Origin of the sequence: Pannonibacter carbonis (assembly GCF_003012935.1) — a bacterium.
Taxonomy (GTDB): domain Bacteria; phylum Pseudomonadota; class Alphaproteobacteria; order Rhizobiales; family Stappiaceae; genus Pannonibacter; species Pannonibacter carbonis.
The window spans coordinates 1-23,530 of the sequence record NZ_PUDR01000017.1 but is presented as its reverse complement, the minus strand read 5'-3'; the positions used below and the strand labels follow the sequence as shown (position 1 = coordinate 23,530).

Below are 23,530 nucleotides of genomic sequence, written 5' to 3'. Positions count from 1 at the left end.
TTCAAAGAGGGTTACGAAAGGCTTGCCCGAATTGGTCAACGGAGTGGAAACGTCTTTTGCCCCAAGGCGGCCCTTGTTCGACGCCCCCGGCACGCCTAAACAGGGAACACCACATCAAGACGGGATTCCGCGATGACTGAAGCGATCGACAAGAGCGAACTCGAAACCCGGGCGGCGAGGCTTGTCGAGGCGGCGTTGAAGGCGGGAGCCGATGCCTGCGATGCGGTTGCTGTCACCGGTGTGTCCCTGTCGGTCGAAGTGCGCGAGGGCAAGGTCGAGGAGACCGACCGGGCCGAGGGCGACGATGTCACCTTGCGGGTCTTCATCGGACGCCGCAGCGCGTCGGTCTCGGCCAACACCATGGACGACCCCAAGGCCCTGGCTGAACGGGCGGTAGCCATGGCGCGGGTGACACCGGAGGACCCGTTCGCTGGGCTTGCCGATCCGGATCTGCTCCTGAAGCAGATCCCGGCGCTGGACCTGCTTGACGCGACCGAAATGTCGGCCGCCCAGCTCAAGGATCTGGCTCTGGCCGCGGAAGCAGCCGGGCTCGAGGTTGCCGGCGTCTCGAAGTCCGGCGGGGCCAGCGCCTCGTGGCGGCTCGGCGGCATGGTGCTGGCCACCAGCCACGGTTTCACCGGCTCCTACACCACGTCGCGCCATGGCTTGTCGATGACGGCTGTCGCCGGTGAGGGCACCGGGATGGAGCGGGATTACGACTACGATTATCAGACCTTCTTCGAGGACATGGAGGATCCGGCCCTGATCGGCCGCCGGGCCGGCGAGCGGGCCGTGCGCCGGCTGAAACCGCAGAAACTCTCGACCCGCACGGCGACGGTGTTCTATGAGGCGCGGGCCGCGCGCAGCTTCCTCGGCCATCTGGCCGGGGCCGTCAACGGCGCGGCGATTGCCCGCGGCACCAGCTTCCTCAAGGACCGGATGAACCAGCCGGTGTTTGCAGCCGGCATACGCGTAACCGATGATCCGCTGAAGCCGCGCGGCGCGGCCACGCGGCCTTTTGATGGCGAGGGGACAGCTGCAGCCGCTTTCGACCTCATTGACGCCGGCGTGTTGCGGCACTGGTTCCTGGACAGCGCGACCGCACGGGAACTGAAGCTTGCCCCCAATGGCCGGGCGCATCGCGGCGGCTCGGGAACGTCGCCTGGTGCGACCAACCTGACCCTGCATCCGGGCCATGAAAGCCTGGAGGAGATGATGCGTGCAGCCGGCTCCGGCCTGCTGGTGACCGATCTGATCGGTCATGGCGTCAACGGCATCACCGGGGATTATTCCCGTGGGGCTTCGGGCTTCTGGTTCGAGAACGGCGAGATTGTCACGCCGGTGAGCGAGATCACCATTGCCGGCAATCTCAAGGACATGTTTGCGCGCCTGCGTCCGGCATCCGACCTCGACGCCCGGTATTCGACTGCCACGCCGAGTGTTGCCATCGAGGGGTTGACCATTGCCGGTGCCTGATCCTGTCCATACCGATGATCTGGCCCTGCTCGAGACTGCGGCCCGCAAGGCTGGCGAGATCGCGCTCGGATATTTCGGCAAGGGGCCGAAGACCTGGATGAAGGACGGCGCCTCGCCTGTCTCCGAAGCCGACATGGCCGTCGATGCCTGGCTGAAGGACACGTTGGGCAAGGCCCGGCCGCAATATGGCTGGCTGTCGGAGGAAACCGCCGACACGCCCGACCGGCTCGGCCGGCGGCGATTGTTCATTGTTGACCCCATTGACGGGACCCGGGCGTTTCTCGCCGGCAAGGATGAATGGACCGTCTCGCTCGCCATGGTCGAGGAGGGCAGGCCGCGCGCGGCTGCCCTGTTCAACCCGGTGCGCGGCGAGATGTACCTGGCCGTCGAGGGCGGCGGCACACGGCTCAACGGGCGCCTGATCCAGACTGGCGAGCGCCAGATGCTGGACGGCGCGCGTGCCTATGGCCCGCCTGCCATGCTGGCAGCTGCGGCCGCAGCCGGGATCATCGCGGCAGGCACCATCGGCTCGCTGGCCTATCGTATTGCCCTGGTTGCCAAGGCAGATGTGGACGTGGCCGTTGCCCGCGCCCGTGCGCATGACTGGGATCTTGCGGCTGCCGATCTTTTGGTGCAGGAAGCGGGCGGCAGACTGACCGACCTGAGCGGTACGACCCTGCGCTACAATCGCGAGATCCTGCGGCATCCGGAGCTGGTTGCCGCCGGAGACGCCCTGATCGAGCCGGCAACCCGTCTGTTCGCCGGTCTTGCCGACCGGCAGGGCTGAGAGCGGGCAGGCGACAGATCCGGACGGACCCGGTCCCGCCGACCGGCCTAGAGGAGCAAGACCCGACGATGAGCACCGATACCGAGCCCAAACAGCTTCTGCATCTCGTGTTTGGCGGTGAGCTGGAAGATCCGGCCGGCCTGACGTTCCGCGATCTCGACAAGCTCGATATCGTCGGCATCTATCCGAACTACGCGACCGCCTTTGTGGCCTGGAAAGCCAAGGCCCAGGCCAGTGTCGACAACGCGCATATGCGCTATTTCATCGTGCATATGCACCGCCTGCTGGACCCGCATACGCAGGGCTGACCCGGTGACTGAGTGGGTCGCAGGCGCGGCGGAAGGATCTCCATGCTGAAGAAGATTGGCCGGCATCCGGTGCTGCTCAAGGCTGTTGGCGTGACGCTGGCGGCCTGGCTGCGCTTTGTCCGGCGCACCAACAGCATGGTGATCGATCCGCCAGGCATTTACGAGCGGCTGGGGCCTGACCTGCCGGTCATTGTTGCCATGTGGCATGGCCAGCATTTCATGATGCCCTTCGCCAAGCCCGCCGACTTGCCGGCCTATGTCATGATCTCGCGCTCCGCCGATGGCGAGATCAACGCCATTGCGGCCGAAAGGCTGGGTCTTGGCCTGATCCGGGCTTCGGGCAGCCAGAAGGCGCACCAGATTGCCAAACGGGGCGGCTTGCGCGGCTTCATCGAGGCCATGCGGGTCCTGCGCGAGGGCAGCAGCATGGCCCTGACCGCCGATGTGCCGAAAGGCCCAGCCCGGGTCTCCGGCCCCGGCATCGTCCAGCTTGCCCGTCATTCGGGCCGGCCGATTGTCCCGGTTGCCGTCGCAACAAGCCGGTCCATCGAGCTGAATTCCTGGGATAAGGCCAGCATCAACCTGCCCTTCGGCCGCGCCGCTGTTGCCATTGGTGACCTCATTCACGTAGCCGCAGATGCGAGCGACGAGGAGATGGAACAGGCGCGGCTTACGGTCGAGGCCGGATTGAATGCGGTGACTCGCCGGGCTTACGAGCTGGTCGGGCGCAGCGATGGCTGATCGGGACAAGGTCGCCCGCTCCCTGACCTTGCGCGTCTGGCGCGCGCTTGCCAGTCTCGCCATGCCCGGCCTGAAACTGGTGCATGCCTCGCGGCTGAAGTCCGGCAAGGATGATCCTCAGCGCGGCGGCGAACGCTTCGGACAGGCAAGCCTGCCGCGTCCGGCGGGCCGGCTCGTCTGGGTCCACGCGGCCAGCGTCGGCGAGACCAATTCCATCCTGCCCTTGATTGAACGCCTGACGGGCGACGGGCACGCGGTGCTGCTGACCACGGTCACGCGCACATCGGCTGAAGTGGCCGCGCAGCGCCTGCCAGCTGGAGCAATCCACCAGTATGCCCCCTTTGATGCGCCGCAACTGGTCAACCGGTTTCTGGATCATTGGCGGCCGGATCTGGCGCTCGTTGTTGAATCCGAACTGTGGCCGTCGACATTCTCCCTTTTGGCCCTGCGCGGTGTGCCGCTGGTGATCGTCAATGGCCGCATGTCGGCGCGCTCCTTTGCCGGGTGGCGCAAGGCCGGGCGTGTGGCGCGGGCGCTGTTTTCCTGCGTTGACATGTGCCTGGCACAGAGCAATGCAGATGCCGCCCGCTACCGCAGCCTGGGCATCGGGCATGTCCGTTCACCCGGCAACCTGAAATATGATGCCGAACCGCCTTCAACTGATGTGGCCGTGCTTGCGGACCTGCAGGCAGGCCTCGCCGGTCGCCCCGTCTGGCTTGCGGCCTCGACGCATCCGGGCGAGGAAGAGATTGCGCTGAAGGCGCATGCGGAGTTGCTGGCCCAATACCCGGAGCTGATGCTGCTGCTCATGCCGCGCCATCCGGCCCGTGGCGATGAGGTTGCCGCGCTTCTCGCCAGCCGGTCCGAGCGCTTTGCCCGGCGCTCCGCAGGGGATTTGCTCCAGCCTGGCCAGTCTGTCTACCTGATGGATACGCTCGGCGAGATGGGCCTGGCGCTGCGTCTGGCCCATGTGGTGTTTCTCGGCGGTTCCTTTGTCCAGGTTGGCGGTCACAATCCAGTCGAGCCGGCGCAACTTGCCGTGCCGCTGGTGACGGGTCCGCATGTCGCCAATGCCCGGGCGATCTACCGCGATCTTTGGGAAAACAAGGCTTCGCTGCGTGTCAGCGAGCCTGAGCGCTTGGCTGAGGCCGTAGGCACCCTGCTGGCTGATCCCGAGACGGCCAGGACAATGGCCGAACGGGCAAGGGCCGTTGCCGGTGATGGAGCAGGGGCCTTGCAGCGGACATTGGACGCGCTTGCCCCCTTGCTTTACCCTGCTGCAACAGACGCGCAGCCCGGAGACAGGTGATGAAGACCCCGCCATCCTTCTGGTGGCAACCGGGCCTCAGCCCCAAGGCGCTTCTGCTCGCTCCGATTTCCCTCATCTATGGTTTCATCGCGGCCCGGCGCATGCGGGCTGCGGCCGCCTATCAGAGCCGCCTGCCTGTCATCTGCATCGGGAATTTCACCGTCGGTGGCACCGGCAAGACGCCCTTTGCGCTGAAACTTGCCGATCTCCTGAAGGCGGCCGGGCACAGGCCGGTGTTCCTGCTGCGCGGATATGGGGGCACGGAACGGGGACCATTGCTGGTGGACCCTGGGCACCACACCAGCGGCCAGATCGGTGACGAGGCATTCCTGCTGGCCGCTTCAGCCCCGACCATCGTGTCGGCGGACCGCGCCGGCGGGGCAAGGCTGGCCGAAACGCTCGACGCCGATCTGATCCTGATGGATGACGGGTTCCAGAACCCGGCCCTTGCCAAGGATCTGACGCTGGCGCTGGTGGATGCGGCTGTCGGTGTGGGCAACGGCTTCGTCCTGCCCGCCGGCCCCTTGCGGGCGCCGCTTTCGGTGCAGATCCGCCGGGCCGATGCCCTGGTCCTTGTCGGCGAGGGGGACAGGGCCGATGCGGTTATTCACCTTGCCGCGCGGCGGGCGTTGCCGGTGCTGGAGGCGCGGATCGCGCCGGAGGATACAGGCAGATTCGCCGGGCAGCGCGTTTTCGCCTATGCCGGCATTGGTCGCCCGCAGAAGTTCTTCGACACCCTGCGTGATCTGGGCGCGGACGTCCGCGAGACGATGTCCTTTGCCGATCATCACAGTTTCACGCCGGCTGAGGCTCAGGATCTTATCACCCGGGCGGAGGCGGCGGACCTGCAACTGGTCACCACCTCGAAGGACATGGCCCGCATTGCCGCCAGTGAGGGAGAGATTTTTCACTGGCTTGCGCGGGAAAGCGACGTGCTGGATGTGTCCATGGAGATCAAGCCGGAGGAGCGGCTCATGACCCTCATCACCGACGCCTTGCGCCGGCGCGCATTCCGGGCCTGAGGCGCATCAGCCGGCCTTGCCTTCAAACTGCATGAAGCGGTTGTAGGCCGCTTCCGCGTCGACATAGGCTTCCTGGCGTTCGACGCTCCAGTATTTCAGTTCATCCAGAGGGATGGCCTGACCGGTCACGGCGCAGCGCACGAAGGTGCCTGGCGCTTCGACCTGGTAGTCGCCGTCAAGGTAACGGATGCGGGCCTCGCCCGGCACGCGCGGCGTTTCATAGCGGTTCATCGGCGTCTCTCGCAGTCTGACAGCGTGTAGTTCGCCGGTTATGGGCGAGGCGGGGCCTGCGGTCAATTGGTTGGCCTTGCAAGGGGCAGGAAGTGCGCAAACGGGATCCGATGTCCTGCCGGGGATGAAATCACCGGCGAAGTGGTTATGTTAGGGACATGATGCGCGGGAGTCGCCGCGCCAACCTGTTTGACCGCCCTCTCGAAAGGCCACCGATGAGCGAGATCCTGTCCTCTGTTCCAGACCTCCTGGACGCCTCAGGCCTTGGCCTTGAAACCGCCCGCCGCATCACCGCCGAGGCCCTGTCCGGCGCCGATGACGGGGAACTTTTCGTCGAGTACCGTCAGTCGGAAGGGCTGGTGTTCGACAACGGTCGTCTGAAGTCCGCCAGCTATGACACGGCGCAGGGTTTCGGCCTGCGGGCGGTTGTGGGCGAGGCAGCCGGCTATGCCCATTCGGGTGATATTTCCGAGGCAGCGCTCAAGCGGGCCGCCGATGCGGTGGCAGCCGTGAAGTCCGGCCATGCCGGCAGCTATGCTGCGGCCCCTGCGCGCACCAACACGCGCCTCTATGCCGACATCAACCCGCTGGCCAGCCCGAGCTTCGAGGACAAGGTGAAGCTGCTGCAGGAGATCGACGCCTATGCCCGTGCGCGTGACCCGCGCGTGCGGCAGGTCACCGCGTCGGTCGCCGGTTCCTGGCAGGTGGTCGACATCCTGCGCGCCGATGGCCACCGGGTGCGCGACATCCGCCCGATGGTGCGGCTGTCCATTTCCGTTGTCGCCGCCTCCGGCGACCGGATGGAGTCCGGCTCCTATGGCTGCGGCGGCCGCGAGGGCTTTGCCCGCTTCATCACTCCGGAAACCTGGCAGGCCGGCGTGGACGAGGCCTTGCGTCAGGCCCTGGTGAATCTCGAGGCGGTTCCTGCACCGGCTGGCACGTTTGATGTGGTGATGGGACCGGGCTGGCCCGGCATCCTGCTGCATGAGGCTGTCGGCCATGGCCTTGAGGGTGATTTCAACCGTAAGAAGACCTCGGCCTTTGCCGGCCTGATGGGCCAGCGCGTCGCCGCTCCCGGCGTCACCATCGTTGATGACGGCACCATTGCCGACCGGCGCGGCTCGCTGACGGTCGACGATGAAGGCACCCCGACCAACCGCACCACGCTGATCGAGGACGGCATCCTGGTCGGCTACATGCAGGACCGGCAGAACGCCCGACTGATGGGCATGGCACCCACCGGCAACGGCCGCCGCCAGTCCTATGCCCATATCCCCATGCCGCGCATGACCAACACGGTGATGCTGGGCGGTGACAAGGATCCGGCGGAAATCCTCGCCTCGGTCAAGAACGGCATCTTCGCCGTTTCCTTCGGCGGCGGGCAGGTCGACATCACCTCCGGCAAGTTCGTGTTCTCCTGCACCGAGGCCTACCGCATCGAGGACGGCAAGATCGGCGCGCCGGTGAAGGGCGCGATGCTGATCGGCAACGGGCCGGACGCCCTGACTCGCGTCAGCATGATCGGCAACGACATGAAGCTTGATCCAGGTCTCGGCACCTGCGGCAAGCAGGGGCAGGGCGTTCCGGTCGGCGTCGGCCAGCCGTCGATGCGCATCAACGCCCTGACGGTTGGCGGGACGGCGGTCTGACCATGCCCTTGATCCGCGATGCCAAGGCCGTCACCTTCGTCGTCTTCGACATGGACGATGTGCTCTACGACTTTGACCACGAGCTCCGCATCGCCGCGCTGGAGCGGCTGACGGGCCGGGGGCGCGAGACGTTCGAACACGCCATCTGGGACTCGGGCTGGGAAACCGCAGCCGAAGCCCGGGACCCGGCAACGCCGGAGGCCTATCTCGCCGGCTTTGCCGAACGGCTCGGCTATCCCATCGATGCCCCGACCTGGATGTCGATCCGCGCCGCCATGATGCGGCCAAGACCGGCTGCCCTGGTGCTGGCCAATGCGGCGGCGGAACAGGCCGATGCGGCGCTCCTGACCAACAACGGCATGATGCTGAAACAGGCGCTGCCGGTCTGCGCCCCGGAGATGCTCGATATCTTCGGCGAGAAAGCACACGTCTCGGCGGAGTTCGGCGCCCGCAAACCCGACCCGGCCGTCTTCCTGCGCCTGTGCGAGCGCTACGGCCACGATCCGCGCCAGACCTTCTTCGTCGATGACCGGCCGGAGAACATCGAGGGCGCCGAGGCCGCAGGCCTCATCGCCCATCTCTACGAGACCCCGGACGGCCTGCGAAAGGCCATGCGCGCGCTGGACTTTGAGGTGTGAGCAGGGCGCTGCCCGCTTTACCGGCCGGTTACAAGCGCCGGCCAATCGGCCAGCAGCGCATCGCGCGTTCGCAGGCCGGCCGATCCTGTGACCGGCCCTTCGTCCTGCGTCAGGTGCGCGAAAGCCAGCTTTCGCCCGTCCTTCTCGGCAAGGCCGACGAACCAGCCCCAGCCCCGGTTGCGGTCAAAGCTGCCATCGGCCTTGCGGGGAAAAGCGCTGCCGGTCTTGCCTGAGATCGTCCAGCCGTCAGCCTTAAAGCGCTCCAGCAGATCGATTGCAGCCGCCATGGCCTCCGGCTTGACGGGCAGCGTGCCGCGTTGCAAGGCACTGAGAAAGGCGACCTGTTCGTCCGGGGAAACTTTCAGTGACGAGGCGATCCAGGCACGTTCAAGCCCGTTGCCCTTGCCCGGGTCGCCTGCGAAATCGGCGTTGCCATAGTGAAACCGCTGGCCATAGTCGGTGAGCCGCTGCGGTCCGAGGCTGGCTGCAATGCGCTGTGAGTACCAGACGACCGAATGCTTCATCCAGCTTCTGGGCGTCGTCGGTTGCTTCCAGGCCTTGCCACCCCAGTCCGGTTCACCTTTTCGCCACGACAGTTCGGGCAGAATGCCAGACTGAAGCACGCCAGACTCAAAACCCATGACAGCGAGCGGGATCTTGAAAGTCGAGGCAGGCGTCACGCGGCGTTCGCAGTCGCCTTGCCGCAGCAGGATCTGTGCGCTCGACACATCGGCGATGACGGTGCAAACGGGTTCAGCCTGGGCGTGAAATGGTGTCAGAGCGGGCAAAATGGCCGTGAGAACAACAAGCAGGACCGGACGGAGCATGGCTGGATGAGTTCCGTTTTTAAAGGACAGACAGGGCCAATGCGCCGGGCGATTGCGGCAGGGCCAAGGCGGAGGGCGATCCTCGTCACGGCCCTCTGTGTTGCGCTTGGCTTTGTTGTGATCAGGCGCGCGGATGCGACTGATACAGGTGCCGCCGACTGGACGCTTGAGAAATGCCGACGCTACCGCGATGCTGCGCAGGAAGCCTTGCAGCGATTTGGCAGCACTGGGCTGTCAGACGGGTTCCTGTCGCGGCACCAGGCGTTTCTAGATCGCGATTGTACTGATCCGCGTGACGTGTGTCCGCGCAGCCCGGAGGAACTGGCTTTTGCCGACCGGCTGATCATCCGGGCGATGAATGCGGGAACGGCAAGCACCTTCCCGCCTTTCGGCTGCCGAAACTGACCCGAAATTGAGGAAATTGCCCGCCATGGCAGCTGCATCCGTCCCGCCGCTCTTCTCCGAAGCCCTGATCTTTCTGGGCGCGACAGTGATCGCCGTGCCGCTGGCCAAGCGGTTCGGGCTCGGGTCGGTGGTCGGCTACCTGGCGGCAGGGCTGGCCATCGGTCCCTATGGGCTGAATGCTTTCGGCTCGGCTGGCAACATCCTGCCGGTGGCAGAACTCGGGGTGGTGCTGCTGCTGTTCGTTATCGGCCTCGAACTGGATGCGGCCCGGCTGTGGCGCATGCGGCGCGATATTCTCGGGCTCGGTGCGGCACAGGTGTTGCTGACGGGCGCCGGCCTCTTTGCCCTGTTGTGGCTCGCCGGAATGCAACTGGCTGCGGCTCTTGTCGCGGGGCTGGGGCTCGCCTTGTCCTCGACGGCCTTTGCCTTGCAGATCCTGCAGGAACGCGGGCAGCTTGCAGCGCCCTATGGCCAGCGCGCCTTTGCGATCCTGCTGTTCCAGGACATTGCTATCGTCCCGTTGCTGGCGCTTGTGGCGATCCTGTCGCCGGTCACGGACGGCTCGGGCGGTGGGTCGGCGCTGACCGAGATTGCCGTCACGCTTCTGGCTGTTGTCGCGGTGATCGTCATCGGCCGCTATCTGGTCTCGCCCGTGTTCCTGTTCCTGGCCCGAACCAAGGCGCGCGAGGTCATGCTGGCTGCCGCCCTTCTGGTGGCGCTCGGCAGTGCCGGCGTGATGCACATGGTTGGGTTGTCGATGGCTCTTGGGGCGTTCCTTGCCGGTGTGCTGCTCGCCGAATCCAGTTTTCGCCACACGCTGGAGGCAGATATCGAGCCGTTCCGGTCGCTGCTGATGGGGCTGTTCTTCGTTGCGGTCGGCATGTCGCTGGACCTCGGGCTGATCGGGCGCCTGTGGTATCTCGTTGCCATTGCCGTGCCGGTCCTTATGCTGGTCAAGGGCGGGCTGCTATGGGGTCTTGCGCGGGCTTTCGGATCATCCAATGCAGACGCCTTGCGCGTTGCCGTGACCTTGCCGCAAGGCGGTGAGTTCGCATTTGTGTTGTTTGCTGCGGCCGTGTCGCAAGGCGTTTTGCCGGTTGAAACTGCCAACCTTTTGACGGCAGCCGTGATTCTGTCGATGCTGTTTACCCCGCTGGCCTGTCTGGCGCTCGACTGGCTGGCCGCGCGGTTGAAAGCCAGTGGCGCTGCACACCCGGCTGTCGAGAGCTTCGAGGCGGCGACACCGGTGGTGCTGATCGTCGGCTTTGGCCGGTTCGGCCGAACGGTGGCCCAGGTCCTGACATCGGAAGGCCTGGAGATCACCGCCATCGACAATCATCCGGACCGGCTCGCCTATGCCCGCCAGCTTGGCTATCGGGTCTATTATGGTGACGCCACCCGCGCGGATGTTCTGGCCGCTGCCGGTGCAGCCGACGCGGCGCTCGTTGCGCTTTGCGTGGAGAACGAGGCCGTGATGGAAAAGGCCATCGCCGCTGTGCGCAGCCTCAACCTATCAGCCCGGCTTTACTGCCGCGCCACCAATCGTAGCCACGCCCTGGCGCTGACCCGGCTGCAGGTCGACTACCAGATCCGCGAGACTTTCGAATCGGGGCTGGCGTTCGGACGCGCCGCGCTCAGCGGGCTTGGCCTGGCGCCGGAGCGCGTTGCACAGATCGAGGAAGACGTGCGGCGGCGCGATGAGGAACGGATGCTGCTTCAGCTGGAGCAGGGCGAGGCAGCGGGCAATGACCGGCTGCATGCGGTCACGCCGCGCGGCCCGGCAAGGCAAGCCGGTACCGATCAGGAGCCCTGAAACAAAGAGCCTCGCCGGAGCGGGGCATCAGCTTCAGTCAGTTGCCGTCATTCCGGGCAAGGTGAGCGTTAGCGAACCGTAGATCCGGAGCTTGTCCCGGGCCTGACCCGGGATCCAGCACGTCTGTGCGAGCTGTGCGAGCTCAAAAACAAATCGACACGAAACGGGTTCCACCGGATCAACTGTGTCGCGCTTCGCGCGGCTGACTTCTGGATCCCGGCTCGGCGCTTCGCTGAACGCTCAGCTTGGCCGGGATGACAACAGAGCGTTTGTCAGCTGTCTGCTCCCTCGTGCTGCGAGCCTTACGGCAGGGCGTCGAAGCCGGCCGAGAAGCCGTTGAGCGAGATCGGGATGCCGATGCCCTCTTCCGGCGTCTGGAAGATGATGAAGGTGGCCTGCTTGCCGCCCTTGAGCTTGCCGACCAGATCATCCTGCAGGATCACTTCGGCGATGCAGCCATTGGGTAGGCAGCGGACAAAGCCGGCGCGGCCGATGTCCGCATCATCGACGCGAAGGCCAAGGCCGGACGGCAGCAACACGCCGAGCGGCGCCAGCACGCGCAGGATTCGCGCCTGCTTGTCAGCGGTCTTCAGCACGATCACCGACAGGCCGACATTTTCGCGATCTTCGGCGGTCACGTTCTGGATCAGCGCGCATTGTTCGCTGGCAGCACCCGGAGGCGTGTCGCAACGCATCTGCCAGTCGCCATGCACGGCCTTGACCTCGCCTTGAGCCCGCGCGGAGCCCGCGATGGTCAGGCTCGCGATGCCGGCGGCCACGCCGATAAGGATCCGGGAAAGGGTGCGCGCAGGGGAGCTAGGCAAGGAGTGTCCTCCGGACATAAGGGTCAGGGCCGCGGCCCGAGCTCGAATCAGGATCAGAACTGGCGCAGAGAATAGCCGCAGGCAGCCCGCCCGTTCCAGTCCACAATCCGCTTTCTCCCTGTCTTTCCCGGCAGGAATGTGACCTTCACCGAAAAGTTTCTGCGATACGCCGATCCATTCGGCGGTCGTTGATCAGGATCAAACGACAAAATTGACGAGGATCAATTCGAAGGATGGGGGCGGCACGGGCTGCAGGGCATAAACCCGTTGCAGGACAAGGATTCTTGTGGTTTCTGTGCGCTGCCCGCCGCTGCGGTGCCCACTGCGGCAGAACGTCGCTGTACGATGGGCCTCGTCGCGATATATTCGGGTTTGTGCGTAAAATGCACGCAACAGGACGCGACAGACCAGCTCCCCTGTGGCGCATCGGCAGATGCAGCCCGGGTTCATAGAGCTGCTTCGAGCGTCCATTTGCAGTTTTTCCCGGTGACAGATGACCGGGACGGAAATGAACCGGCAACCTATGGCCGGTTCGGCAGTTTCGTGTTGGAGGCAGGATTGGCCACCAGCGCGTGGACGTGGTGAGAGAGCCGCCGCAGGCGGACTAGGGAAGGGAGCGCAGACGTGAAGGCAATCTTCAAGCGTCTCATGGCGGCGGCTGCAGGCGCCGCCGTTCTGGCCGGAACGGCCGGGTCGGTCATGGCCCAGGATGCAGCTGGTGGCATGTCGCCCTGGCAGCTGGGGTTCCAGGCCTCGGCCTCCGGGGTCATGGATGATATTCACTGGTTCAACAACATGACCTTGGGCATCATCACGGTCATCACGCTGTTCGTGCTGGCGCTTCTGATCATCGTCATGGTGCGCTTCAATGCCCGCGCCAACCCGACGCCGTCGCGCACCTCGCACAACACGATGATCGAGGTGGTTTGGACGGTTGCGCCGATCCTGATCCTTGTCGTCATCGCCGTGCCGTCCTTCCGGCTGCTGTACAAGCAGCTCGAGATCCCGGCTTATGACATGACCATCAAGGCTACTGGTTACCAGTGGTACTGGGGCTACGAATACACCGACGAGTCCCTGGCCGGCATCTCGTTCGACAGCCTGATGCTCAAGGATGATGAACGTGCCGCCGTGGCCGAGGCGCGCGGCGTGCCGCTGGCCGACGTGCCGCGTCTCCTGGCGACCGACTATGACGTCGTGGTTCCGGTCGGCAAGACGGTGCGCGTCCAGGTGACTGCCGCTGACGTGCTGCATGCCTTCGCCATGCCGGCCTTCGGCGTGAAGATCGACGCCGTCCCCGGCCGCCTGAACGAAACCTGGTTCAAGGCCGAGAAGACTGGCGTCTACTACGGCCAGTGTTCGGAACTTTGCGGCAAGGATCACGCCTTCATGCCGATCACGGTTCGCGTTGTCACCCAGGAGCAGTTCGATGCCTGGAGCGAAGCGGCCAAGTCGGATCTGGATGACGCCAACAAGGCGCTGATGGCCTCGCTCGCCGCCGAACGCAAGGTGGCTGATGCCGCCCTGCCGGCGCAGGTGACCGCGCGCTGAGCTTGTGATGCTTGCTGTTGCCGGTGCGCCGGCCGCAGGACTGGGAATTGGGGGCGATGCGCGCCAGTGAGGCGCCCGCCGGTTTGACATTACTCGAGGGAGCACGACCATGGCTGCGACCGCTGCACATGCCGCGCATGACCATCCGACTGGATGGCGCCGGTGGGTCTATTCGACCAACCACAAGGACATTGGCATCCTGTATCTGATCTTCGCGATCATTGCAGGCATCATCGGCGGCGCGCTCAGCGTCGGGATCCGGATGGAACTGCAAGAGCCCGGCATGCAGTACTTTGCCGATCCGCATTACTTCAACGTCTTCACGACGGCGCATGGCCTGATCATGATCTTCTTCATGGTGATGCCAGCCCTGATCGGCGGTTTCGCCAACTACTTCGTACCGATCATGATCGGCGCGCCGGACATGGCGTTCCCGCGCATGAACAACATCTCCTTCTGGCTGCTGCCGCCGTCCTTCGCGCTGCTGCTGCTGTCGCTGTTCGTCGAAGGCCCGTCGGGTGCAACCGGCGTCGGTGGTGGCTGGACGATCTATCCGCCGCTGTCGACCTCCGGCCAGCCTGGACCGGCCGTTGACCTTGCGATCCTGGCGCTGCACGTCTCGGGCGCGTCCTCGATTCTTGGTGCAATCAACTTCATCACCACGATCTTCAACATGCGCGCGCCTGGCATGACCATGCACAAGATGCCGCTGTTTGCCTGGTCTGTGCTGATCACCGCGTTCCTGCTGCTGCTGTCCCTGCCGGTTCTGGCGGGTGCCATCACCATGCTGCTGACGGACCGCAACTTCGGCACCACCTTCTTCGATCCGGCCGGTGGCGGTGACCCGATCCTGTACCAGCACCTGTTCTGGTTCTTCGGTCACCCGGAAGTGTACATCCTGATCCTGCCCGCCTTCGGCATCATCAGCCACATCATTTCCACCTTCTCGCGCAAGCCGATCTTCGGCTACCTCGGCATGGCCTATGCCATGGTCGCCATCGGCGTCGTCGGCTTCATCGTGTGGGCACACCACATGTACACGGTCGGCATGTCGGTCGAGACGCAGGCCTACTTCGTCGCCGCGACCATGGTGATCGCGGTTCCGACGGGTGTGAAGATCTTCTCCTGGATTGCCACGATGTGGGGCGGCTCGATCGAATTCCGCACGCCGATGGTCTGGGCGATCGGCTTCATCTTCCTGTTCACCGTCGGTGGCGTTACGGGCGTTCAGCTCGCCAACGCCGGCCTCGACCGTGCGCTGCATGACACTTACTACGTGGTGGCGCACTTCCACTACGTTCTGTCGCTTGGCGCCGTGTTCGGCATCTTTGCGGGCTGGTACTACTGGTTCCCGAAGATGTTCGGCTACATGTACAACGAGACCATCGGCAAGGCCCATTTCTGGATCACCTTCATCGGCGTGAACCTGGTGTTCTTCCCGCAGCACTTCCTGGGTCTCAACGGCATGCCGCGCCGCTATGCCGACTACCCGGATGCGCTGGCCGGCTGGAACTACGTCTCCTCGATCGGCTCCTACATTTCTGCCTTCGCGGTGCTCGTGTTCCTCTATGGCATCGTCGAAGCCTTCGCCAAAAAGCGCGTCGCCGGCAACAACCCCTGGGGTGCCGGTGCGACAACGCTGGAATGGACGCTGACCTCGCCGCCGCCGTTCCACCAGTTCGAGACCCTGCCGCGCATCAAGTAAGCGGCGGAGCCTCACGAGACCTGACCACCGCGCTGACAGCGCGGTGGTTCACAATAAGAGAGACACCACCCGGTAGGGTCAGGGTGTCTCCGCCCCAGGGACCCGGATAAAGCCGGGAACACAGCATGAAGGGTAGGGCCTGATGTCGCTCGCCGAGCGCCCGGACACCATGATGAGCGACCCCGTCACCTGGGATGGTGGCATGGGGTCGGTTGGCGATTATTTCGCGCTCCTCAAGCCGCGAGTGATGTCGCTTGTCATCTTCACCGCCTTTGTCGGCATGATGCTGGCACCTGGAAGCATCCATCCGGTGCTGGCCGGCGTGGCGCTTCTGTGCATCGCCATCGGCGCGGGCGCGTCGGGCGCCCTCAACATGTGGTATGACGCCGACATCGACCGCTTGATGTCACGTACTGCCAAGCGGCCGATCCCGGCTGGCAAGATCACCCCGAGCGAAGCGCTCGCCTTCGGCATGACCCTGTCCGTCGGCTCCGTTGTGCTGCTCGGGCTGCTGGTCAACTGGTTCGCCGGCGCCTTCCTTGCCTTCACGATCTTCTTCTATGCCGTCGTCTACACGATGTGGCTGAAGCGCTCGACACCGCAGAACATCGTCATCGGCGGCGCGGCCGGGGCATTTCCGCCGATGATCGGCTGGGCTGCAGTCACGGGTGGGGTGAGCCTCGAGAGCTTCATCCTGTTCCTGATCATCTTCATGTGGACACCGCCGCATTTCTGGGCCCTGGCCCTGTTCAAGAGCAGCGATTACCGCGCCGCCGGCGTGCCAATGATGCCGATCGTTGCCGGTGAAGACGCAACCCGGACCCAGATTCTTGCCTATTCGCTGGTCCTCGTTCCCATCGCCGTCAGCCCATGGTTTCTCGGCTTTGCCGGTCTGACCTATGGCGTGGTCTCTGCTGTGCTGGGCGCCGGTTTCATCGGGCTCGCCTGGCAGGTCTACCGGGTTCGAGATGGCGAGGCAGCCCGCAAGGCTTCCGTACGCCTGTTCAGCTACTCGATCCTGTATCTGTTCCTGCTTTTCGCCCTTCTTCTGGGTGAAAGCCTCGTAGCCCGGATGATCTGATGATGAGTGAGGATGGCATCCGACTGACACCGGAACAGCGGCGCCTGCGCAAGGCGCGGTCGATTGCGATTGCGCTGACCCTGGCAGGGATGGTTGCCCTGATCTACTGGGTCACCATCGTCCGCCTTGGTGCCAATGTTCTCAATCGTCCGCTCTAGGAGACGTCCATGACCGACGACTGCAAGGAAAGCCCGGACAAGGCCATGTCGCGCAGCAATCGCCGCGTCGCACTGATCTGCGGCGGCGTTTTCTTCGGCATGGTTGGTATGTCCTATGCGGCCGTGCCCTTGTACAACCTCCTGTGCCAGGTCACCGGGTTTGGCGGCACCACCCAGCGTGCCGAACAGGCCTCCGAAGAGATCATCGCCCGCAAGATTACGGTTCGTTTTGATGGCAATGTGACCCCAGGCCTCGGCTGGGACTTCAAGCCGGAGCATCGCTCGGTCACGCTGAATATGGGCGAAACCGGTCAGATCGCCTATGTCGCGACCAACAAGGGCGCGGCGCCTTCGGTCGGTACGTCCGTGTTCAACGTGACGCCCTTCGAGGCGGGCATTTATTTCAACAAGCTCGAATGCTTCTGCTTCACCGAACAGCCCCTGGCCGTCGGCGAAAGCGTGAACATGCCGGTTGTGTTCTTCGTGGACCCGGCTATGGACAAGGATCCCGAACTCAAGCACGTGCGGGAGATCACCCTGTCCTATACTTTCTACCCGGTGGACAAGCCGGTCAAACCGATCGCGGCAAAGTCGGAAGACAGCGCTACGGCAAACAGGCTCTGAGCGCAGGGCGGATGACCGCCGGCCTTTGATGCCCGCATATGATGACTGATATTGGAACTTTGGGGAGCACGCCCATGGCTGAGGCACATAGCAAGAACCACGATTACCACCTGGTTGATCCCAGTCCGTGGCCCTTCCTGGCATCGATCGGTGCCTTCTTGATGGCGATTGGTGGCATCGGCTTCATGCGCTATGCCGCAGGCAAGGATTTTGAGCTGTTCGGCGCCAATCTGGCCGGCTGGGGCATCTTTGCCGTGGGCCTTGTGATTGTGCTTTATGTGATGTTCGGTTGGTGGCGCGACACCATCAAGGAATCGCAGCAGGGCCATCACACCCGCGTGGTCAGCCTGCACCTGCGCTACGGCATGATCCTGTTCATCGCCTCGGAAGTGATGTTCTTCGTTGCCTGGTTCTGGGCATTCTTCGACGCTTCGCTGTTCGTCGGCGAAGCCATCCAGTACCAGCGGGTTGAAGCGACCGGCGGCGTTTGGCCTCCGCATGGCATCGAAGTGTTTGACCCCTGGCACCTGCCGCTGCTCAACACCCTGATCCTTCTGACCTCCGGCACGACCGTGACCTGGGCCCATCATGCCCTGCTGCACAATGACCGCGAGGGCCTGAAGTGGGGCCTGATCCTGACTGTCGGCCTCGGCGTGATTTTCACGATCTGCCAGATCTATGAATACGGTCATGCCGCCTTCGATTTCTCCGGCAACATCTACGGCGCGACATTCTACATGGCGACAGGCTTCCACGGCTTCCATGTGTTCGTCGGCACCGTGTTCCTGCTGGTTTGTCTGATCCGCGCCATGGCCGGGCAGATGAGCCCGGAGAAGCACTTCGGTTTCGAAGCCGCAGCCTGGTACTGGCACTTCGTCGACGTGGTTTGGCTGTTCCTGTTTGCCACCATCTATATCTGGGGCAGCTGGGGCGTTGTGCCTCACTGAGTGAGGCAACGCCGCCTGTTACACTGCCAAGCCCGGTCCGGACATCTGGACCGGGCTTTGCTTTGGCAGCCAGGCCGCCGCAGGAGGACATGATGCAGGATCAAGCCCATTACCCGACGCAGGATCCGTTCCGCACTGGTCTTGCCGGTTGCTGTCCACGCTGTGGCCAGGGGAGGCTGTTCAAAGGCTTCCTGGCGACACGCCCGGCCTGCAGCAATTGCGGCCTTGATTTCGAGTTTGCCGACAGCGGCGACGGTCCGGCGGTGTTTGTCATCATGCTGGTCGGCTTCGTCATCGTCGGCCTCGTGCTGTGGGTCGAACTGGCCTTTACGCCGCCGATCTGGTTGCATCTGGTTATCTGGCTGCCGCTGACGGTGATCCTCGCCTTGTCAATCCTGCGCCCCCTGAAGGGCCTGATGATTGCCCTGCAGTATCGTAACCGTGCAGCAGAAGGACGGCTTGAGAGCGATGACTGATCCGCTGGATGTGAGCCAAGGCGAAAGCCGCCTCCCGGTCTGGAGGCGCTTGCTTGTACCCGGGATCTTTGCAGTCGTGGGCCTGGCCATCCTGTTGCGGCTGGGCTTCTGGCAGGTTGACCGGCTCGCCTGGAAGGAAGATCTGATCCGCCAGGTCGAACAGAGCCTGACGCTGCCCGCCGCACCGGCCCCTGCGCCTGCAGACTGGGCTGCGACCACGGCGCCGGGGGCGGACTACCGCAAGGTGGAGATCCGGGGAAGGTTCCTGCCCGGAGAGGTCTATTACTACAACGCTCTCACCAGCCCGAAAGGCCCCTATGGCGGCCCCGGGTACTTTGTCCATGCCCCGCTGCAAACGGCGGATGGCTGGGTGGTGATGGTCAATCGCGGCTTCGTGCCGGATCTGTATCTCGATCCGGCGAAACGGCCGGGCAGTGAACCGCCAGTCGAAGAAGTGACGGTTTCCGGCATTCTGCGCCAGGGCGAGACACCGAATGCGCTGACGCCCGCGCCCGACCAGTCCAAGCGGATCTGGTTCGCCCGCGATCCGCAAGCCATGGCCAGGGGACTTGAGGTTTCAGCCCCCGTCGCGCCTTATGTGATCGATGCCGACGCTACACTGACGCCGCCGTCGGGCCTGCCGCAAGCCGGGGAGACGGTGGTCCGCTTCAAGAACGATCACCTTGGCTACGCTCTCACCTGGTTCGGCCTCGCCGCAACGCTGGCCGGGGTTTACTTCGCCTATGCCGTATCCGTCTTGCGAAGTAGAGCGAGCAAAAAGCCGGAGGCGTGAGCCCCCGGCTGATCGTGAATTCGAAAAGGAGTTGAGACCGAATCAGAGGGTCTCGAGCAGGGCCGCAGCGCCGGAGACGGTGGCCTGACCCGGAGCATCCTCGACGTTCAGCTGGGTCACGACGCCATCCTTGGCGATGAGGGCAAAGCGCTTCGAGCGGATGCCCATGCCGAAGCCCGATGCATCCAGTTCCAGCCCGAGCGCCTTGACGAAGTCGGCGCTGCCATCGGCCAGGAACACGATCTTGTCGCCAGCTCCGGTAGCCTTTTTCCAGGCATCCATGACGAACATGTCATTCACGGACAGGACGGCGATGGTGTCGACACCCTTGGCCTTGAAGGCGTCGTGATGCTCGACGAAGCCCGGCAGGTGGTTCATGTGGCAGGTCGGGGTGAAGGCGCCCGGAACGCCGAACAGCACGACGGTCTTGCCGGCAAGCAGCTCGGCCGACTTCATTTCAACCGGGCCGTCAGCGCCGATGACCTTGAATACGCCGTCCGGCAGGCGGTCGCCAATAGTGATGCTCATCGTGAAATCTCCGCGTCGGAAAACCTGTGCAGCCGCAGGACCATCGTCAGCCCGCCGCCCTTCTCGAGATAGAGTGCCGGAGCCGCCGCGTCGAGCCCTCGCTTCAGGTTTTATACGGATGCCAGAACCGAACAGCCGCCGCGCAGCCGCCGTACGCCAGCAGGGTCAGCGCGCCCTGGCAGGATGGATCTCGGTAACTGCGCCAGAAGAGCGGTTGATCTCGAATTTCTGCTCGACGGCATGGCGTCCGGCAACAAGGACAAGCCGCAAGGGCAGCACGACAAGGTCTTCTGGCAGGCCCCCGAGGGACAGCACCCAGTCGCCGGTCGCCTGCTTCCATTCCGGCTTTGTCCGGCGGGGTACGCCGACGGACAGGTCCTGCGGGACTGAAGCAAAGATCTCGATGTCGTCCATGTTCGTTCCTGCCGGGACGGTAAGGCTGAGGTCCAGCTTTTCCTTCTTGCCATCCTTGCGCAGGAACAGGCGCGAGACGACCGGATCCGTGGCCTGCGCCGGCATTGGAACGTCGGCCCTCGCCCGGGCGATGGCCCGGTGACTGGTCCGGTCCTCGGCTTCCGAGGGATCCAGCGTCATCGACAGGCGTGCGGAAGCCGGTACACAGACGTCCTTGCAGTTGCCAAAGGCCAGATCGATCTCGAGTTGCACAGGGTGTTCTGGCCGGTCCGGACGCAGCGCCAGCGGCAGGACGATGCCGTCCTTGTAGACATTGGAAACGCTGAAGCCGTCGTCATACCGTTCCGGATAGGGGAACTGCAGCCGGGCATCCGCAAGGTTCCCGGAAGCGGCCCAGTCGACCTGCGGCGGGATGCCGGCTTCCCCGGCGTTTTCCCAATAGGTGTGCCAGCCCGGATCAAGCACGAATTCGATGCCCGCGTCATAGCGGCCGTCCGCGAGGGGACCGCTCGATATCAGACGGACCGCGCCGCCCTCAAACCGTGCCCAGTCGGATGTACCGCTGATTGCAGTGGGCGCGAACAGGACCAGTTGCGCCAGCGCAAGGGCCAGCGCCGGCAGGGGCGGAAACAGGGGGAGGCGGAAGCGGCGCAACGTCTGCATATCCATGCAATAGCTGATTTTTGCCGGCAAGTCGTGTTTCCGGTCGTCACGAACGGGTCATAAACACGTGAGCCACGCACAAAGCCTGCCGCACCTGCGAACAATCCGTTAACAAAGTGAATTTCTGCGTCTAAGCTCTGATTCCGTGTAACGGCCCCATGAGGAGATGATGGCTCAAAGGCTGCAAGAGGAGTGGCTGGACGGCAAGTTCCTCATCGCCATGCCCAACATGGCCGATGGTCGTTTTGCCCATTCGGTGATTTACGTCTGCGCGCATTCGTCCGAAGGGGCGATGGGGCTTGTGCTCAATCACCCCACTCATTCATTTAGATCCCGCAGGATCACGCTCAAACACATTGAAACACTAGAAAATCCCTCAATTTTTAGCATTGCGTAGTGGGGACGGTTTTGGCAAATTGGGGGTGGTTGAAGGGATAGAAAACGGCTTTCCGCTCCCAGTAAACGATCCCCGTTTCTCCTCGACCGATCCCAGTTTCAGGCAAGGAGGAACGCATGCCAGCCCTGACCGACACCGCGATCCGACACGCGCTGAAGCGCGTTGAGATCAGCCGCAAGCAAGAGAACCTCGCCGATGGCGACGGGCGAGGCACCGGCCGACTCGTCCTCGTTCTCAAGCCCATGCCGAAGCGCGTCACGGCCGACTGGATGGCGCAACAATGGCGTGACGGCAAACGTACCAAGAAGAAGATCGGCGCTTACCCCTCGATGTCGCTCGCCCAGGCCCGCGAGGTTTTCAAGCGCGACTATGCCGACGTGATCCAGAAAGGTCGCAGCATCAAGATCGCAAGCGACACCCGCCCCGGCACTGTAGCGGACCTCTTCGAGGGGTACGTCGCTTCACTAAAGGCCGCCAGCAAGCCCTCCTGGAAGGAGACGGAGAAGGGCCTTAACAAGATCGCCGACACTCTTGGGCGGAACCGCCTAGCCCGCGAGATCGAGGCCGAGGAAATCGTCGAACTGATCCGCCCGATCTATGAGCGCGGCGCCAAGTCGATGGCAGACCATGTGCGTTCCTACATGCACGCGGCTTTTGGCTGGGGCATGAAGTCCGACAACGACTATCGGCAACAATCGGCTCGCCGCTTTCGCATCCCCTTCAATCCAGCGACAGGTATTCCGACCGAACCGAAGGTCAAAGGCACCCGCTGGCTCGACGAGGACGAATTCGTACAGCTTTATCGTTGGCTGGAATGTCCCGACACGCCGGTTCATCCGCCCTATACCCGTGCCGTCAGGATCATCATGCTGACCGGCCAGCGCGTCCAGGAGATCGCCAGCCTTCACATCGACCAGTGGGACGCCAAGGAAAAGATCATCGACTGGTCGAAGACCAAGAACGACCAGCCCCATGCTGTTCCGGTGCCGGAACTGGCCGCAGAGCTACTCGCGTCCATCAACGTCAACGAATACGGCTGGTTCTTCCCGTCTGCCACGGACCCGTCCAAGCCTGTCAGCCACGGCACGCTTTACTCGTTCATGTGGCGCCAGAGGGACCGCGGCGTGATCCCCTATGTGACGAACCGCGACCTGCGCCGGACCTTCAAGACGCTTACCGGCAAGGCGGGGATCTCGAAGGAGATCCGCGACCGCCTCCAGAACCATGCGTTGCAGGACGTCAGTTCCAAGCACTACGACCGCTGGCACTACATGGTGGAAAAGCGTGCCGGCATGGCGAAATGGGACAAGTTCGTCCGCGCCATGCTCGCAAAAAAGCGACTGAAAGCGGCAGCATGAGCCTCGGGTGCCCCATAAGGCGGAAGTGAGAACAAAACGATGCGTATCGTAATCAGCTTGGCGGACGCTCCATCGGAGATATTCTAAGAACAGCCGGAAATGTCGGGGCGACGGATACGATCAAACAAGTAGCATTATACGGCTTTTACCCGTTTTACGGTTTCAACGACAACGCCCTCGCCCGTTCGCTCACGATGAAGCACCGCTGGAGCTGACTGCTGGGTGTGGCGGCACTCAGGAAATTGATTGCAGCCGAAAAAGCTGGTGTCGTTCCGCCCTTTGCGCTCAACCAGCTCCCCCACCAAGCAACTGGGGCATTGATCGAGTTCCCTCCCATCGATGGTTTCAAACCGGACTTCGTTGCCGGCGATCTCGCAAAGCTCGCGAATGTAGCGTGAAGGCTTGCGTCTATTACAGAGGATAAACGTCCCTCTGCTGGCGCGGGTCATTGCGACATAGAAAAGTCGGCGCTCCTCCGCATAGGCAAACCTCTCCGGACGCGGGATAACGAGATTTAGCAGCTCGTCATCTTCGATCCGGCTGGGGACGCCATAGTCGCCCTCGCTGACATCGAGCAGGATCGTGTAGTCGGCCTCCAGGCCCTTCGACCGATGAAACGACATGCCGGCGACCTCGATCGCCGAAAATTCGGGGTGGCGACCGTGAAATGGATCTAACTGTAGCGGCTTGCCAACATAAGCGCCTCTGCTCGCAAACATCGGCATTTTCTGCTCGAATTATCTGACAATGGAGCGGGCGTCGTGCTCACGCTCTTTGCCAATGTGCTCGCAAACATCCGGGTCTG

25 protein-coding genes and 1 pseudogene are annotated in these 23,530 nt (G+C 63.6%); 20 read left to right on the top strand and 6 right to left on the bottom strand.

What is annotated here, in order from left to right:
- Positions 1-132 precede the first annotated feature (132 nt).
- The 6 genes from C8348_RS19105 to lpxK all read left to right on the top strand — a co-directional run bounded on the left by C8348_RS19105 (position 133) and on the right by lpxK (position 5,643).
- Complete coding sequence (locus C8348_RS19105; protein WP_106754904.1) at positions 133-1,476, top strand: TldD/PmbA family protein; 1,344 nt, start codon at positions 133-135, stop codon at positions 1,474-1,476.
- On the top strand, positions 1,463-2,263 hold the full coding sequence (locus C8348_RS19100) for a 3'(2'),5'-bisphosphate nucleotidase CysQ (RefSeq protein WP_198647145.1): 801 nt from the start codon (positions 1,463-1,465) through the stop codon (positions 2,261-2,263). The genes C8348_RS19105 and C8348_RS19100 overlap by 14 nt, the downstream gene beginning before the upstream one ends.
- A gap of 68 nt (positions 2,264-2,331) precedes the next feature.
- Positions 2,332-2,571, top strand: coding sequence for a DUF4170 domain-containing protein (locus C8348_RS19095; protein ID WP_106754903.1), 240 nt, complete (start codon positions 2,332-2,334; stop codon positions 2,569-2,571).
- A gap of 42 nt (positions 2,572-2,613) precedes the next feature.
- On the top strand, positions 2,614-3,312 hold the full coding sequence (locus tag C8348_RS19090; RefSeq protein ID WP_106754902.1) for a lysophospholipid acyltransferase family protein: 699 nt from the start codon (positions 2,614-2,616) through the stop codon (positions 3,310-3,312).
- Positions 3,305-4,621, top strand: coding sequence for a 3-deoxy-D-manno-octulosonic acid transferase (locus C8348_RS19085; RefSeq protein WP_106754901.1), 1,317 nt, complete (start codon positions 3,305-3,307; stop codon positions 4,619-4,621). The genes C8348_RS19090 and C8348_RS19085 overlap by 8 nt, the downstream gene beginning before the upstream one ends.
- Complete coding sequence (gene lpxK / locus C8348_RS19080; RefSeq protein ID WP_106754900.1) at positions 4,621-5,643, top strand: tetraacyldisaccharide 4'-kinase; 1,023 nt, start codon at positions 4,621-4,623, stop codon at positions 5,641-5,643. Before C8348_RS19085 ends, lpxK begins: the two co-directional genes overlap by 1 nt.
- 6 nt (positions 5,644-5,649) lie before the next feature.
- Here the strand turns inward: lpxK and C8348_RS19075 are convergent, their stop codons facing one another.
- Positions 5,650-5,874, bottom strand: a complete 225-nt coding sequence (locus C8348_RS19075; RefSeq protein ID WP_106754899.1) for a DUF2093 domain-containing protein — start codon at positions 5,872-5,874, stop codon at positions 5,650-5,652.
- Between the two features lie 215 nt (positions 5,875-6,089).
- On the opposite strand from C8348_RS19075, the gene tldD reads away from it, so the two are divergent.
- Entirely contained in the window at positions 6,090-7,523 is a 1,434-nt protein-coding gene (gene tldD, locus C8348_RS19070) for a metalloprotease TldD (RefSeq protein ID WP_198647149.1), read from the top strand.
- A 2-nt stretch (positions 7,524-7,525) separates the two neighbouring features.
- Positions 7,526-8,161: an HAD-IA family hydrolase gene (locus C8348_RS19065; protein ID WP_106754898.1), complete on the top strand. Its 636-nt coding sequence runs from the start codon at positions 7,526-7,528 to the stop codon at positions 8,159-8,161.
- Positions 8,162-8,178: 17 nt separating this feature from the next.
- Here the strand turns inward: C8348_RS19065 and blaOXA are convergent, their stop codons facing one another.
- Entirely contained in the window at positions 8,179-8,988 is an 810-nt protein-coding gene (gene blaOXA / locus C8348_RS19060) for a class D beta-lactamase (RefSeq protein ID WP_106754897.1), read from the bottom strand.
- A 6-nt stretch (positions 8,989-8,994) separates the two neighbouring features.
- On the opposite strand from blaOXA, the gene C8348_RS19055 reads away from it, so the two are divergent.
- Together C8348_RS19055 and C8348_RS19050 are read left to right on the top strand one after the other, a co-directional pair.
- Positions 8,995-9,393, top strand: a complete 399-nt coding sequence (locus C8348_RS19055; protein WP_157950474.1) for a hypothetical protein — start codon at positions 8,995-8,997, stop codon at positions 9,391-9,393.
- 25 nt (positions 9,394-9,418) lie between these two features.
- Positions 9,419-11,206, top strand: a complete 1,788-nt coding sequence (locus C8348_RS19050) for a monovalent cation:proton antiporter-2 (CPA2) family protein (RefSeq protein ID WP_106754895.1) — start codon at positions 9,419-9,421, stop codon at positions 11,204-11,206.
- Between the two features lie 302 nt (positions 11,207-11,508).
- Here the strand turns inward: C8348_RS19050 and C8348_RS19045 are convergent, their stop codons facing one another.
- Positions 11,509-12,030 carry an invasion associated locus B family protein gene (locus C8348_RS19045; RefSeq protein WP_425270835.1) on the bottom strand — a complete coding sequence of 174 codons (522 nt, stop codon included), beginning with the start codon at positions 12,028-12,030 and terminating at the stop codon, positions 11,509-11,511.
- 648 nt (positions 12,031-12,678) lie between these two features.
- On the opposite strand from C8348_RS19045, the gene coxB reads away from it, so the two are divergent.
- The 8 genes from coxB to C8348_RS19010 all read left to right on the top strand — a co-directional run bounded on the left by coxB (position 12,679) and on the right by C8348_RS19010 (position 19,365).
- On the top strand, positions 12,679-13,581 hold the full coding sequence (gene coxB / locus C8348_RS19040) for a cytochrome c oxidase subunit II (RefSeq protein WP_198647148.1): 903 nt from the start codon (positions 12,679-12,681) through the stop codon (positions 13,579-13,581).
- Positions 13,582-13,690: 109 nt separating this feature from the next.
- A complete protein-coding gene (gene ctaD, locus C8348_RS19035; RefSeq protein ID WP_106754893.1) occupies positions 13,691-15,286 on the top strand; it encodes a cytochrome c oxidase subunit I in 1,596 nt (531 codons plus the stop codon).
- 142 nt (positions 15,287-15,428) lie between these two features.
- Entirely contained in the window at positions 15,429-16,367 is a 939-nt protein-coding gene (locus C8348_RS19030; protein WP_106754892.1) for a heme o synthase, read from the top strand.
- Complete coding sequence (locus tag C8348_RS22050; protein ID WP_157950473.1) at positions 16,367-16,525, top strand: hypothetical protein; 159 nt, start codon at positions 16,367-16,369, stop codon at positions 16,523-16,525. The genes C8348_RS19030 and C8348_RS22050 overlap by 1 nt, the downstream gene beginning before the upstream one ends.
- Before the next feature lie 9 nt (positions 16,526-16,534).
- On the top strand, positions 16,535-17,149 hold the full coding sequence (locus C8348_RS19025; protein WP_106754891.1) for a cytochrome c oxidase assembly protein: 615 nt from the start codon (positions 16,535-16,537) through the stop codon (positions 17,147-17,149).
- A 74-nt stretch (positions 17,150-17,223) separates the two neighbouring features.
- Entirely contained in the window at positions 17,224-18,096 is an 873-nt protein-coding gene (locus C8348_RS19020) for a cytochrome c oxidase subunit 3 (RefSeq protein ID WP_106754890.1), read from the top strand.
- Positions 18,097-18,185: 89 nt separating this feature from the next.
- Positions 18,186-18,572 (top strand): DUF983 domain-containing protein, encoded by a 387-nt coding sequence (locus tag C8348_RS19015; protein ID WP_106754889.1) that lies wholly within the window; start codon positions 18,186-18,188, stop codon positions 18,570-18,572.
- Between the two features lie 76 nt (positions 18,573-18,648).
- Complete coding sequence (locus tag C8348_RS19010; RefSeq protein ID WP_244294061.1) at positions 18,649-19,365, top strand: SURF1 family protein; 717 nt, start codon at positions 18,649-18,651, stop codon at positions 19,363-19,365.
- Between the two features lie 42 nt (positions 19,366-19,407).
- Here C8348_RS19010 and C8348_RS19005 read toward each other — a convergent pair whose 3' ends face one another.
- Complete coding sequence (locus tag C8348_RS19005) at positions 19,408-19,893, bottom strand: peroxiredoxin (protein ID WP_106754887.1); 486 nt, start codon at positions 19,891-19,893, stop codon at positions 19,408-19,410.
- Positions 19,894-20,058: 165 nt separating this feature from the next.
- Positions 20,059-20,976, bottom strand: coding sequence for a protein-disulfide reductase DsbD domain-containing protein (locus C8348_RS19000; protein ID WP_106754886.1), 918 nt, complete (start codon positions 20,974-20,976; stop codon positions 20,059-20,061).
- 160 nt (positions 20,977-21,136) lie between these two features.
- On the opposite strand from C8348_RS19000, the pseudogene C8348_RS22475 reads away from it, so the two are divergent.
- Positions 21,137-21,286, top strand: a pseudogene (locus C8348_RS22475) (YqgE/AlgH family protein); the annotation flags it as partial.
- 197 nt (positions 21,287-21,483) lie between these two features.
- Positions 21,484-22,725, top strand: coding sequence for a tyrosine-type recombinase/integrase (locus tag C8348_RS18990; protein WP_038146412.1), 1,242 nt, complete (start codon positions 21,484-21,486; stop codon positions 22,723-22,725).
- A 134-nt stretch (positions 22,726-22,859) separates the two neighbouring features.
- On the opposite strand, the gene C8348_RS18985 is transcribed toward C8348_RS18990, so the two are convergent.
- Entirely contained in the window at positions 22,860-23,450 is a 591-nt protein-coding gene (locus C8348_RS18985) for a topoisomerase DNA-binding C4 zinc finger domain-containing protein (RefSeq protein WP_106754884.1), read from the bottom strand.
- Positions 23,451-23,530: the final 80 nt, after the last annotated feature.